This window comes from Ureibacillus manganicus DSM 26584, assembly GCF_000772945.1.
GTDB classification, from domain to species: Bacteria; Bacillota; Bacilli; order Bacillales_A; family Planococcaceae; genus Ureibacillus; species Ureibacillus manganicus.
Genome location: NZ_JPVN01000001.1, coordinates 40,019 through 52,026, shown reverse-complemented (window position 1 = coordinate 52,026; position 12,008 = coordinate 40,019). Strand labels below are relative to the sequence as shown.

14 protein-coding genes are annotated in these 12,008 nt (G+C 34.8%); all 14 read left to right on the top strand.

Features of this window, described 5'->3' with window-relative positions:
* The first annotated feature begins 51 nt into the window (after positions 1-51).
* The 14 genes from codY (at position 52) to CD29_RS00200 (ending at position 11,907) form a co-directional block, all read left to right on the top strand.
* On the top strand, positions 52-831 hold the full coding sequence (codY, locus tag CD29_RS00265; RefSeq protein WP_036181593.1) for a GTP-sensing pleiotropic transcriptional regulator CodY: 780 nt from the start codon (positions 52-54) through the stop codon (positions 829-831).
* A 338-nt stretch (positions 832-1,169) separates the two neighbouring features.
* Positions 1,170-1,562 carry a flagellar basal body rod protein FlgB gene (gene flgB, locus CD29_RS00260; protein WP_036181591.1) on the top strand — a complete coding sequence of 131 codons (393 nt, stop codon included), beginning with the start codon at positions 1,170-1,172 and terminating at the stop codon, positions 1,560-1,562.
* A 2-nt stretch (positions 1,563-1,564) separates the two neighbouring features.
* Positions 1,565-2,017: a flagellar basal body rod protein FlgC gene (flgC, locus tag CD29_RS00255; protein ID WP_036181589.1), complete on the top strand. Its 453-nt coding sequence runs from the start codon at positions 1,565-1,567 to the stop codon at positions 2,015-2,017.
* Between the two features lie 20 nt (positions 2,018-2,037).
* Positions 2,038-2,349, top strand: coding sequence for a flagellar hook-basal body complex protein FliE (fliE, locus tag CD29_RS00250; RefSeq protein ID WP_036181587.1), 312 nt, complete (start codon positions 2,038-2,040; stop codon positions 2,347-2,349).
* Between the two features lie 58 nt (positions 2,350-2,407).
* Complete coding sequence (gene fliF, locus CD29_RS00245; RefSeq protein WP_036181584.1) at positions 2,408-4,006, top strand: flagellar basal-body MS-ring/collar protein FliF; 1,599 nt, start codon at positions 2,408-2,410, stop codon at positions 4,004-4,006.
* A gap of 14 nt (positions 4,007-4,020) precedes the next feature.
* Positions 4,021-5,034 carry a flagellar motor switch protein FliG gene (fliG, locus tag CD29_RS00240; protein ID WP_036181582.1) on the top strand — a complete coding sequence of 338 codons (1,014 nt, stop codon included), beginning with the start codon at positions 4,021-4,023 and terminating at the stop codon, positions 5,032-5,034.
* Positions 5,018-5,797: a flagellar assembly protein FliH gene (fliH, locus tag CD29_RS00235; protein WP_328286467.1), complete on the top strand. Its 780-nt coding sequence runs from the start codon at positions 5,018-5,020 to the stop codon at positions 5,795-5,797. The genes fliG and fliH overlap by 17 nt, the downstream gene beginning before the upstream one ends.
* Positions 5,798-5,808: 11 nt before the next feature.
* Positions 5,809-7,134, top strand: a complete 1,326-nt coding sequence (fliI, locus tag CD29_RS00230; RefSeq protein ID WP_036181578.1) for a flagellar protein export ATPase FliI — start codon at positions 5,809-5,811, stop codon at positions 7,132-7,134.
* The gene (gene fliJ, locus CD29_RS00225) at positions 7,134-7,583 is read left to right on the top strand and encodes a flagellar export protein FliJ (protein ID WP_036181576.1); all 450 of its coding nucleotides are present in this window, start codon (positions 7,134-7,136) and stop codon (positions 7,581-7,583) included. Before fliI ends, fliJ begins: the two co-directional genes overlap by 1 nt.
* A gap of 5 nt (positions 7,584-7,588) precedes the next feature.
* The gene (locus tag CD29_RS00220) at positions 7,589-8,179 is read left to right on the top strand and encodes a MotE family protein (RefSeq protein WP_036181574.1); all 591 of its coding nucleotides are present in this window, start codon (positions 7,589-7,591) and stop codon (positions 8,177-8,179) included.
* 34 nt (positions 8,180-8,213) lie between these two features.
* Positions 8,214-9,500 (top strand): flagellar hook-length control protein FliK, encoded by a 1,287-nt coding sequence (locus CD29_RS20115; protein ID WP_052123923.1) that lies wholly within the window; start codon positions 8,214-8,216, stop codon positions 9,498-9,500.
* A 3-nt stretch (positions 9,501-9,503) separates the two neighbouring features.
* Positions 9,504-10,166 (top strand): flagellar hook capping FlgD N-terminal domain-containing protein, encoded by a 663-nt coding sequence (locus CD29_RS20110; protein ID WP_088322063.1) that lies wholly within the window; start codon positions 9,504-9,506, stop codon positions 10,164-10,166.
* Positions 10,167-10,180: 14 nt separating this feature from the next.
* Complete coding sequence (locus CD29_RS00205) at positions 10,181-10,558, top strand: TIGR02530 family flagellar biosynthesis protein (RefSeq protein WP_036181571.1); 378 nt, start codon at positions 10,181-10,183, stop codon at positions 10,556-10,558.
* 77 nt (positions 10,559-10,635) lie between these two features.
* Positions 10,636-11,907 (top strand): flagellar hook-basal body complex protein, encoded by a 1,272-nt coding sequence (locus CD29_RS00200; protein WP_036181568.1) that lies wholly within the window; start codon positions 10,636-10,638, stop codon positions 11,905-11,907.
* The last annotated feature ends 101 nt before the right edge of the window (positions 11,908-12,008 follow it).

The window sequence follows — 12,008 nt, the reverse complement described above, 5'->3', positions numbered from 1 at the left end:
ATAGTAATGTTTAAAATAAGGGTACGAAAGCCTTTAGGAGGATATATACAAATGAATTTATTAAGTAAAACACGTAAAATTAACTCGATGCTACAAGCATCTGCTGGTAAACCTGTTAATTTTAAAGAAATGGCAGACACACTTGGCGATATAATTGATTGTAACGTTTTTATTGTAAGTCGTAAGGGAAAATTACTTGGTATTTCTATTCACCACAAAATTGAGAATGAGCGCATGAAAAAAATGTTTGAAGAGCGTCAATTCCCGGAAGAATATACAACAAACTTATTTACATTAACTGAAACTTCAACAAACCTTGATATTAATAGCGAACATACAGTTTTCCCAATTGAAAACAAAGATCTATTCCAAAATGGTTTAACAACGATTGTTCCTATTAATGGTGGAGGCGAACGTCTAGGGACACTAATAGTAGCTCGCTTACACGACCAATTCGAAGATGATGATTTAATCTTAGCTGAATACGGTGCAACGGTAGTTGGTATGGAAATTTTACGTGAAAAATCAGAAGAAATCGAAGAAGAAGCTCGTAGTAAAGCAGTAGTTCAAATGGCGATTAATTCTTTATCATATAGTGAATTAGAAGCAATTGAGCATATCTTTGAAGAACTTGATGGTTATGAAGGTCTTTTAGTTGCTTCTAAAATTGCTGATCGTGTAGGAATTACAAGATCTGTTATCGTAAATGCTCTTCGTAAATTAGAATCTGCTGGTGTAATCGAATCACGTTCTCTAGGAATGAAAGGTACGTATATAAAAGTATTAAATGATAAATTCTTAAATGCATTAGCTGAAATAAAAATGAAATAATTATGTCAAATAAAGGGTTTCATCTTCATGATGAAATCCTTTTTTACATGTTTAGGTCCATTAGACTATTTAATATACATAATTTTATAGAAATGTATATCTAATTACTTATAAAAAATGTTCAAATGCACTAAAAACTTCAAAATTAGTTAATAATCCCCTGTCGAATTTCGATGAACAAAAGAGAAAGAAGTGAAAAATTCTCGAAAAATGATGTCAAAAATAGTTCTATTAGCCTATTAAAATACGACAAAAGGCGATAGACACATTTCATTAACTTCATTAAAATTAGATGAGAATGTTATGGAATAGTAATTTTTTTAAAAGAGGTGAAACGTTTGAGCTTATTTGGAGGGACTATTCACAGTTTAGAAAAGGGTTTGCAATATTCGACCTTAAAAAACAAAGCGATAGCGCAAAATATAGCAAATGTTGACACGCCAAATTATAAAGCGAAAGATGTTAGTTTTAAAAATATATTAAATGAAACACAAACTACTATTTTTTCTGCAAATAGAACTAATGTGAGACATTATAATTTTGAGATTACAAACAGAAATTCTGGCGTAATGAGTTACGAGATTTTTAAATATAGAAACGATGGTAATGGTGTTGATATGGACGCCGAGCAAGCGAAATTGGCTGAGAATACTATCTATTATAACGCTTTAGTAGATCGTATTAACGGGAAGTTAAATACATTAAACACTGTGATAAAAGGAGGCCGTTAATTATGTCTATTTTTAAAAGCATGAATATTACATCCTCTGCTTTGACTTCGCAGCGTTTAAGAATGGATGTTATTTCATCCAACATCGCTAATATCGATACAACTCGTGCTAAACAAGTTGATGGACAATGGGAACCATATCGAAGAAAAACAGTAACATTAGCATCAAACGAAGGGCGTTTTTCAAACTTCCTAAATAAAGCTATGGGTAATAACGAAGTTGGTAATGGTGTGAAAGTTACAAAAATTAGTGATGATACTGAAACTCCATTTAAATTAGTGTACGATCCAACACACCCTGACGCAAATGAAGATGGCTATGTGGAAATGCCGAATGTTGATTTATTAAGAGAAATGGTAGATTTAATATCTGCTACTCGTTCTTATGAAGCAAATATTACGGTCTTTAATGCGAATAAATCAATGCTTACGAAAGCATTAGAAATAGGGAAATAACCTAGAAATGGTGATGAATAATGGCAATTAATTCGATTTCTTTAATTACTCCAACACAAATTACAAACCAAACAGATAAATTGGGAGTACAAGCTACGCCCTATGAGGCTGGAAAGAATTTTTCCAACTATTTAAGCAACGCCATTGAATCTGTCAATAATCAACAAATACAATCAGATACATTTACTCAAAAATTGATTACTGGACAAGATGTTGACCTACACGAAGTGATGATCGCATCTCAAAAAGCAAGTATTACATTAAGTGCTACAATGGAAGTTCGTAATAAAGTGATTGATGCATACCAGGAGATAATGCGTATGTCAATCTAACGGTTATTGCGAATATTAATTGTTATTAATGTATTCAATATAACCGGAGGTCTCATTAATGAACGAGCGACTTACAAAAGTGAAAACAGACTCCACACAATTCTGGAAAAGTAGAACAAAGAAACAAAAAGGTTCAATAATTGGGACAGTATTAGGTGTGATTCTCATAGCAAGTGTCCTAACATACATACTTACAAGAACAACAATGGTACCTCTTTTCACTGAACTATCAATCAAGGAAGTAGGAGAAATTTCAGAGGTATTAACAGCACAGGGAACTACTTATGAAATCGGTCCGGGTGGTACAAATATTTTAGTACCTGAAGGTGAAGTGGATACTTTAAAAGTTTCTTTAGCAGCACAAGGTTACCCTGAATCTGGGGAGATTAATAATTCCTTTTTCACAACAAATGCTGGATTCGGTATGACAGATAACGAATTTGAAGTAATTAGACTTGCTGCTACTCAAACTGAATTAGAAAACTTGATCAAAACCATTGATGGAATTAAAAACGCAAATGTCATGATTTCCCTTCCTAAAAAAGGCGTTTTTGTCAATGATATGAGTCAAGAGGCGAGTGCAGCGATTACACTCGATACTGAACCTGGACATCAATTTAGTAGTGAACAAATTGCAACTTTATATAACTTAGTATCTAAAAGTATTCCCAATTTAAGTACCGATAATATTGTGATTACAAATCAGTATTCCGAATATTTCGACTTAGAATCCGCATCAACTGGTTCTGGTTCTACTGATACCGTTCAAGGTCAAATGGAAGTGAAAAAAACAATTGAACGTGACCTCCAACGTCAAGTACAACAAATGCTAGGTACGCTAATGGGACAAGATAAAGTAGTTGTATCTGTAACAACTGACATCGACTTTAAAAAAGAAAATCGTCAGGAGAATTTAGTGCAACCAGTTGATGAAGAAAATATGGCTGGAATTGAAATAAGTGCACAACGAATTACTGAAACATATACAGGCTCAAATCCCGATGCTGCTATCGGTACACCTCAAGGTGGTCAAGCTACTGATAATTACCTTGATGCTGGAACAGGTACAGGTGATGGTGACTACGAGCGAATTGAAGAAACAATCAATCATGACGTAAGTCGTATTACAAAGGAAATTCAAGAAAGCCCTTATAAAATTCGTGATATTGGAATTCAAGTAGTTGTAGAACCTCCAGTTCGAGATGATGCAACATCACTTTCTGATGGTGTACGTTCAGATATCGAACAAATACTTGCAACTATTGTTCGAACATCAATCGATAAAGAAGCTGCTGGAGATTTAACAGAACAGCAAATTGGCGAAAAAATTGTCGTATCTGTTCAACCATTCTATGGTAATGATGCCACTTCTATTGATGACAATACACCAGTAATTCCATGGTGGATTTGGGTGATTGGCGGAATATTAGTCGTAGTAATTATTCTATTAGTTGTATCTCTGTTATTTACGAAAAAACGTAAGGCAGAGGCAGAGAACTTAGAAGCAATTGAAGAACAAAGAGAGTTATTTGTTGATGATATAAATGAAGAAAAAGAAACAGAAAGCACTGTTCGCCGCAAACAACTTGAAAAAATGGCGAAAGAAAAACCAGAAGACTTTGCAAAATTGCTACGAAGTTGGATTACTGAGGATTAAAGTGGAGGTATTGTATGTCTAGAAGAGATAAAGAGTTAACAGGCAAACAAAAGGCTGCCCTTTTATTAATCTCCCTCGGACCAGAGGTTTCTGCTTCAGTATATAAACATTTAAATGAAGAAGAAATAGAACGTTTAACTTTAGAAATTTCAGGAGTTAAAAAGGTAGAACCAAATGTAAAAGAAGATATAATAGAAGAATTTCATAATATTGCCCTAGCTCAAGATTATATTTCTCAAGGTGGTATAGGGTATGCAAAAACAGTATTAGAGGCAGCGTTAGGTGCTGAACAAGCTCAAGCGATTATTAATAGGTTAACTTCTTCTTTGCAAGTACGTCCATTTGACTTTGCTAGAAAAGCAGATCCATCACAGATCTTTAACTTTATTCAAAATGAGCATCCTCAAACAATTGCATTAATACTTTCTTATTTAGATCCTGGGCAGGCTGGAGTCATATTATCTTCATTACCACAAGAAGTACAAGCTGATATTGCAAAAAGAATTGCAATTATGGATTCAACGTCGCCAGAGGTAATTAGTGAAATTGAGTCTGTATTAGAACGAAAATTATCATCTACCGTAACACAAGATTATACAGAAACTGGTGGAATTGACGCTGTTGTTGAAGTGTTAAATGGTGTTGACCGACAAACAGAAAAAACAATTCTAGATGCACTTGAAATACAGGATCCAGAACTAGCAGAAGAAATTAAAAAGCGTATGTTTGTGTTTGAAGATATTGTTACATTGGATAACCGTTCAATCCAACGTGTTATTAGAGATTGTGATAATAGCGATTTACTTCTTTCAATGAAAGTAAGTAGCGATGAAGTAAAAGAGATTATTTTCAGAAATATGTCTAGTCGTATGTCAGATACATTTAGAGAAGAAATGGAATTTATGGGTCCTGTTCGTCTACGAGATGTTGAAGAAGCTCAATCAAGAATTGTAGCAGTTATTCGAAGATTAGAAGATGCAGGCGAAATCATTATTGCTCGTGGTGGAGGGGATGACGTCATTGTCTAGAATAATACGTTCCGTGTATTCGCCACAACAGGAAGAAAAAACTTATGAAATTCATATTCGTGATCTATTTACAGAACAGTTTGATGAAATGGTCGATGAACCAAACGAACCCTCAATGGAGCAGCTTTTTCAAGAAAAACAAAAGCGATTGGATGAAGAAAGAAATTTATTACTATCAGAACGTGAAGAATTTGAACGATATAGAAATCATCAGCTAGAAGAATTAGCGAATTTAAAGCAACTTTGGGAAGAAGAAAAAATTGTCTTACAAAAAGGTGCTTATGAAGAAGGTTTCGGGCAGGGCTATGAAGAGGGAATCCAAAAAGCAAACTCGGATATGATTGACTCCCTTAAACTAGCAAATCAAACAATCGAAAATTCAAAAGAAAATGCTAGAAAATATATTGAAGACCAAGAGCATGTAATTTTAGAACTTGCGCTAACGGCAGCTGAAAGAATCATAGGAGCTTCATTAGACAGAGATGAGGATGTATTTATTTCCATCATCAAACGAGGATTAAAAGAGGCAAGGGAAATGAAAGAAATCAAACTCTATGTTTCACCTAAATACCATGGGATTGTAACGAAAAACCGTGATGAATTAGCTGAAATGTTCCCTACAGATATACCATTTTTCATCTTTGTAAATGAAGATTTAAATGATACAGACTGTTATATTGAAACAAACCGTGGAAGAATCGTTGTATCCATCGATGATCAATTAAACGAACTACGTTTAAAGCTAAGTGAAATACTAGGATAAAGGATGATTGTATGCGTGCGTCGGGGCTAATAGACCAAATACCGAATCTATCAACCTTTAAAAAGTTTGGGAAAATTACTAGAGTAGTAGGACTAATGATTGAATCACAAGGTCCTGAAAGCTCAATTGGGGATGTATGTAAAATACATGTTCAATCTTCTAAGCATGGACACCAAGTGATTTTAGCTGAAGTAGTAGGCTTTAATGATGAACTAGTAATGCTTATGCCTTATACATCTATTAGAGAAATTTCAATAGGTTGTTTAGTTGAAGGAACAGGCTCGCCTCTTGAGGTGAAAGTGGGTCCAGAACTGATTGGTAAAGTATTAGATTCAATGGGGAATCCCTTTGATGGTTCATCTTTACCAAGAGGGTTAGTAACTGTACAGACTGAACAAGATCCTCCTAATCCATTAAGTAGACCACCAATTAATGACCAGCTTGAAGTTGGTGTAAAAGCAATCGACGGGATGTTAACTGTAGGCATGGGACAAAGGGTTGGTATTTTTGCAGGGTCTGGTGTTGGTAAGAGTACGTTATTAGGAATGATTGCTCGAAATACTAATGCTGATTTAAACGTAATCGCCTTAATTGGAGAACGTGGTAGGGAAGTATTAGAATTTATAGAACGAGATCTAGGAAAAGAAGGGTTGAAACGTTCTATTGTTATTGCTGCAACTGGAGATCAGCCAGCTCTAATGCGTATTAAAGGGGCATTCACTGCAACAGCTATTGCAGAATATTTCAGAGACCGTGGCTTAAACGTTATGCTCATGATGGACTCAGTAACACGTGTGGCAATGGCTCAACGTGAAATAGGTCTTGCAACAGGGGAACCACCTGCGCAGAAAGGATATACACCATCAGTATTCGCCATTTTACCAAGATTGTTAGAACGAACAGGGACAAATAAGCACGGTAGTATTACTGCATTCTATACCGTACTTGTTGATGGTGATGATATGAACGAACCTATAGCAGATGCTGTTCGTGGGATTTTAGATGGACACATTGTGTTGGATCGAACACTTGCTAACAAGGGGCAATATCCAGCTATTAACGTTCTTAAAAGTGTTAGTCGATTAATGAACCATATTTCAGATGATGAGCATGTAAAAGCAGCTAGTCGCCTTCGAGAACTTTACTATACATACTCTAAGTCAGAGGATTTAATCAATATTGGTGCATACAAAAGAGGGACTTCAAAAGAAATTGATGAAGCCATCCAATACGAACCACTGATCACAAATTTCTTAAAGCAAAGTTATAAAGCAAAAGTTACATTAGAGGATACAGTTAACGAGTTGATTGCTTTATCTAATGGTGGTGGAAAATAATGCTTCAGTATAAATATCGATTTGAAAAAGTTTTAACAATTAGGGAACAAGAGAAACAACAAACTGAGATGGCCTATAAGGAATCAGTTCAAGCATTCGAGGAAGTTGCTTCAAAATTATACGAACTGTTAAAGAAAAAAGAAGATTTAATTAGCTTTCAAACTGAAAAGCTAAAGGCTGGCTCAACGATCAATGAAATTCATCATTTTGCATCTTTTATTGATAGCTTGGAGAAATCTATTACGGATGTACAACAAAAAGTCATGCAAGCTAGGACAAAAATGAACTGGCATGAGCAAAAGTTAGTTGAAAAAAGCCTAGAAGTACGGAAATTTGAAAAAATGCGTGAAAAAGATTTAGAACGATTTAAGGAAGAACAAAACAAAGCAGAAATGCTTATGATGGACGAGCTTTCATCTATCATGTATTCCAAAAAAGAAGTCAGGTGATAACTATGTCAAAACCTACAATTGAAAACAAAAATATGGATGATGTAAAATCACCGAACTTTTTTCAAAAGTTTTTCTATTTGGTGTTAATCCCTCTACTATTTGCGATTGCGGTGTTATTAGTTATCGCGTCCTTTACAGGAACCAATGTGTTTGAAAAAGCAAAGGAACTAACTGAGAACCTACCATTTGTTTCTTCGCAAGAAGATGCAAAAGTCCAAGAGCCTATTAATAGTGAAAAAATAGTTGAGTTACAGGCAGAAATTGCAGAAAAAGAAGCTCAGATTTCACAACTTCAAACACAACTTGAAGTAGCGAACGGTAAAAACGAAGAAGCTAAAATTTTGCAAGAAGAACTTGAATATGAAATTCAAAAACTAAAGAACAACCAAACTGCAGCACAAAAGGAAATTACCGAGATAATTACTGCTTTTGAGAAAATGTCTGCCAAAGAAGCTGCTCCAATCTTAGTTGAGATGAATTTAAATGAGGCATTGAAAATCTTAATGCAACTAAAACCAGATAAACTATCTGACATACTTTCAAAAATGAATCCTCAAGATGCAGCAAAATTTACTGAACATTTAACACGATAACCAAATACCTTCCAAATTGAAAGGAGGTGAAATTGTGAATTTAGGAATAATGCAACTATCAAATGTCAGCTTGAATGCAGTTTCAAAAACGAAGTTGCGTGATTCATTTCAAAGTCCAACAACTAACAATTCCAGTGAAGTGGATACTAAATTTGGTACAGTATTGAATGAAGTTGTTAACAAACAAAATAGCAGAAATGATTCAATCCCTTCAACTACTAATAGTGATGTAGATGCAAACAAACTAAATGAATTAATCGATTTAGAATCCGTAGAAGATGTACTAGACCTACTTGGTATTCAAAATAGTGATGGATTATTAATGATTCAAAATATGGATAACCAAGAGTTAAGGTCAATTGATGAATTGATGAATTTAGAAGATTTGTTATCCCTATTAAATATGGATCAATCTCAGCTACAAAACTTGTTAGAACAATTGATAAACAGTGAGCAAATAAACGTTGAGCAGGGTAACATTTGGGAACTGATTCAATTAGTAAATGAACATGGACCAACCATTGTTGACCAAATTATTACCGCCTTACAAGGTGAACATAAAGTATCACCAAAAGGAGCAGAGCAATTGCTTCAGCTTTTAAAACTAGCCGGAGCTATTGGTAAGAAGGCAGATTTAGGGCAAGATCAGCAAATTCAATTGGCAAATTTAAAAGATGTACTTAAAGAAATTTCAACTGACTTGAAAGCTCAACAAACATTATTAATAACTACATCAAAAGATACTAGCTTAGCTAAAGTTGCCAATCAAGGTTTCCAACAGGTTGTAAAACAAATTGAAACGACGACTGAAACACAACAAACAATTTCAGGTCAGCAGACGATAGTTACAACACCAAAAACGATAACTATTACATTGCCAGTCGAAAAAAGTGCACAAGGAGAGGCCCTTGTTAAAGAAGTTCAACAATTAATCGGCCGAGGTCAGTTTTCGAATGTACAGGGGACTATGAAGCTATTACTTAAACTGTACCCAGAGAATTTAGGATCGATTCGAATTGAAGTGATGCAAAAAGATGGTGTACTTACATTGAGATTATTAGCATCGACAGTTCAAGCAAAAGAATTGCTTGATGGACAGTTACAACAGTTAAAGACATCCTTTGCTCAAGCGAATATTCAAATGGATCGAATTGATATTGCACAAAGTTTACAAGATGCTGATCGTAATCTTCGTGATCAAAACCTTTTTGGAAATTTATTTAGCCAACAAGAAGAAGAACAAAAGAACGAAGATGAACACAATGATGACGAAGAAGAACAAATGAGCTTCCAAGATTATTTAATGAATGAGGAGGTGTAATCTGTGACGAATATAACAACACCTATCACAAATGATTATTTTATAACTAACAAAAAACAAACAGTAAAAGAAACTGGCAATAGTGCTCTAGGAAAGGATGCATTCTTACAGTTATTAGTAACACAACTTCAACATCAAGATCCAACAGCACCTATGGATAATACTGAGTATATATCCCAATTAGCGCAATTCAGTTCTTTAGAACAAACGCAAAATATGACTAAAGCAATTGAAAACTTACTAATTTCGCAACAACAAACACAGCTCATGAATTATACAACTTTTATAGGAAAAGAAGTAGAGTGGCATGAAATCACAGATGAAGTTGATGATGAAGGGAATTTCATTGTGAATAATGGAAAAGGCGTTATTGAACAAATGAAGTTTGTTGATGGAGATCCTGTATTTATATTAGAAGATGGGAAAGAAATATCTTCTGGAAATATATCTTCAGTCTTTAACAATTCTCATTCAGGAAATAATGTACCGGAAAATCCATTAGTTGAAGCTAGTAAATTAATTGGAAAAACAATCCGCTATGAATCAAATGGTGAATGGGTTAACTCAATCATTCAATCAGTAAAAACTAATAACCGTACAATTGAGTACTTATTAGAAAATAATACACTTTTGACAAAAGACCAATTTGAAGTAATACCTAAATAAGGTTGGTGACGCACATGCGTAGGATACATATTCAGCACGTGCCATTGCAACCGTCATACCATGCACAACAAAAACTGAATACAAAAGTTACAACAAATAACACATTTCTTGAACATTTGCAAAAGGCGACACAATCCCAAGAGTTAAAAATTAGTAAACACGCTAATGAGAGGTTGATCGCACGGAATATTAAAATTTCAGAACAAGAATGGAAAGTTGTAACAGATAAAGTATTTGAGGCACATCAAAAAGGAGTCAATCAACCGTTAGTATTGATGGACCAAGCTGCGTTGATTGTAAGTGCTAAAAATGCAACGGTAATCACTGCGATGGAACGCACGGAAGCGAAAGAGCAAATTTTCACAAACATTGATGGCACGATTGTGCTATAAGGCAGGACCTTATTGGATGCCTTGTGCTACTGACTGAAAGATGTAGCATTTCTAAAAACGAAAGGAGAACGACAATTATGTTACGTTCAATGTATTCTGGTATTTCAGGTCTTAAGAACTTCCAAACAAAATTAGATGTTATTGGGAATAATATCTCAAACGTTAACACATACGGATTCAAAAAAGGTCGAGTTGTATTCAAAGATTTAATCTCACAAACTACAGCAGGTGCCTCTGCTCCAACTGAAACACGTGGGGGGGTCAATCCGAAACAAGTAGGACTTGGATCTCAAATTGCAGCAATTGATACAATTCATGGGACAGGATCTTTACAAACAACTTCCCGAACTCTGGACTTAGCGATTTCAGGAGATGGTTTCTTCCAAGTAGCAGATAGTGTTGCAGGTAATTTTGGATTTAATAATATTCAATATACACGCGCTGGTAACTTTTACATGGATAGAGATGGTTATGTAGTAAACTCAGATGGTAAATTTTTAGTTGGTAACGCAGCGAGTGTAACTTCAGTACCGAACATGGTTGTTCAAATTACTGAACCTGTAGCTACTCAAGATGCAAATAACTTCCCCGGGTATTCTTATTTCGTTAGTAATACAGGAACTAATGGTAGATTAACAGCTACTGGTGCAAATGAGGCAACTAGAATAAACGGTCTAAGATTTGATGGCACAGGAAAATTATATGCAGGTGCTACAAATACACCATTAAATGCAACTATAATTTCAGGTGGTGTATCTAGCACTTATGATTATGTATTTAATGCAACGGATGGCAAGATCTATTTAGATAATGGAACAAGTCAATTTGAAGTAATAAGTAACAATCAGTATTTAGATGCTAATGGTACTACACAGACTTTCGTTAACGGAGTAAATTCTATTTTTACAGCAATCAACAACTCGATGATTCAAGATGGAACTATCGACACTTTTAGCGACACAAACGCTCAATTACGCCCAATCAGAATCCCAACTACAGCCCAAAGTATGTCTGTTGGACAAGATGGAACAATTAACTTTGTTGATGCTAATGGTATTCTACAATGGGCAGGGCAATTACAATTAGCAAAATTCCCAAATACAAGCGGTCTTGAGAAAGCGGGAAGTAACTACTACCAACAAACTCCAAACTCAGGTTTACCAGTTTTAGGTACCGCAACTGAGGAAGGTCTTGGTTCAATTCAATCAGGATTTTTAGAAATGTCTAACGTAGACCTTTCAGAAGAATTTACTGAAATGATTGTTACACAACGTGGTTTCCAAGCTAACTCACGTATTATTACTACTTCGGATGAAATTTTACAAGAGCTAGTAAACCTAAAACGTTAATCTATTAATCTATTTATGTAATAACATAACTTCATTGCAAAGGAGGGGTGGGCCGGCAAATTAGATTTCAATACTATACAATAATCTCTTTAGTTATACGT

Coding starts and splice junctions, on each gene's coding strand:
- codY (WP_036181593.1), top strand. CDS start 52: ATGAATTTATTAAGTAAAACACGTAAAATTAACTCGATGCTACAAGCA.
- flgC (WP_036181589.1), top strand. CDS start 1,565: ATGTCTATTTTTAAAAGCATGAATATTACATCCTCTGCTTTGACTTCG.
- fliE (WP_036181587.1), top strand. CDS start 2,038: ATGGCAATTAATTCGATTTCTTTAATTACTCCAACACAAATTACAAAC.
- fliF (WP_036181584.1), top strand. CDS start 2,408: ATGAACGAGCGACTTACAAAAGTGAAAACAGACTCCACACAATTCTGG.
- fliG (WP_036181582.1), top strand. CDS start 4,021: ATGTCTAGAAGAGATAAAGAGTTAACAGGCAAACAAAAGGCTGCCCTT.
- fliH (WP_328286467.1), top strand. CDS start 5,018: ATGACGTCATTGTCTAGAATAATACGTTCCGTGTATTCGCCACAACAG.
- fliI (WP_036181578.1), top strand. CDS start 5,809: ATGCGTGCGTCGGGGCTAATAGACCAAATACCGAATCTATCAACCTTT.
- fliJ (WP_036181576.1), top strand. CDS start 7,134: ATGCTTCAGTATAAATATCGATTTGAAAAAGTTTTAACAATTAGGGAA.
- CD29_RS00220 (WP_036181574.1), top strand. CDS start 7,589: ATGTCAAAACCTACAATTGAAAACAAAAATATGGATGATGTAAAATCA.
- CD29_RS00205 (WP_036181571.1), top strand. CDS start 10,181: ATGCGTAGGATACATATTCAGCACGTGCCATTGCAACCGTCATACCAT.
- CD29_RS00200 (WP_036181568.1), top strand. CDS start 10,636: ATGTTACGTTCAATGTATTCTGGTATTTCAGGTCTTAAGAACTTCCAA.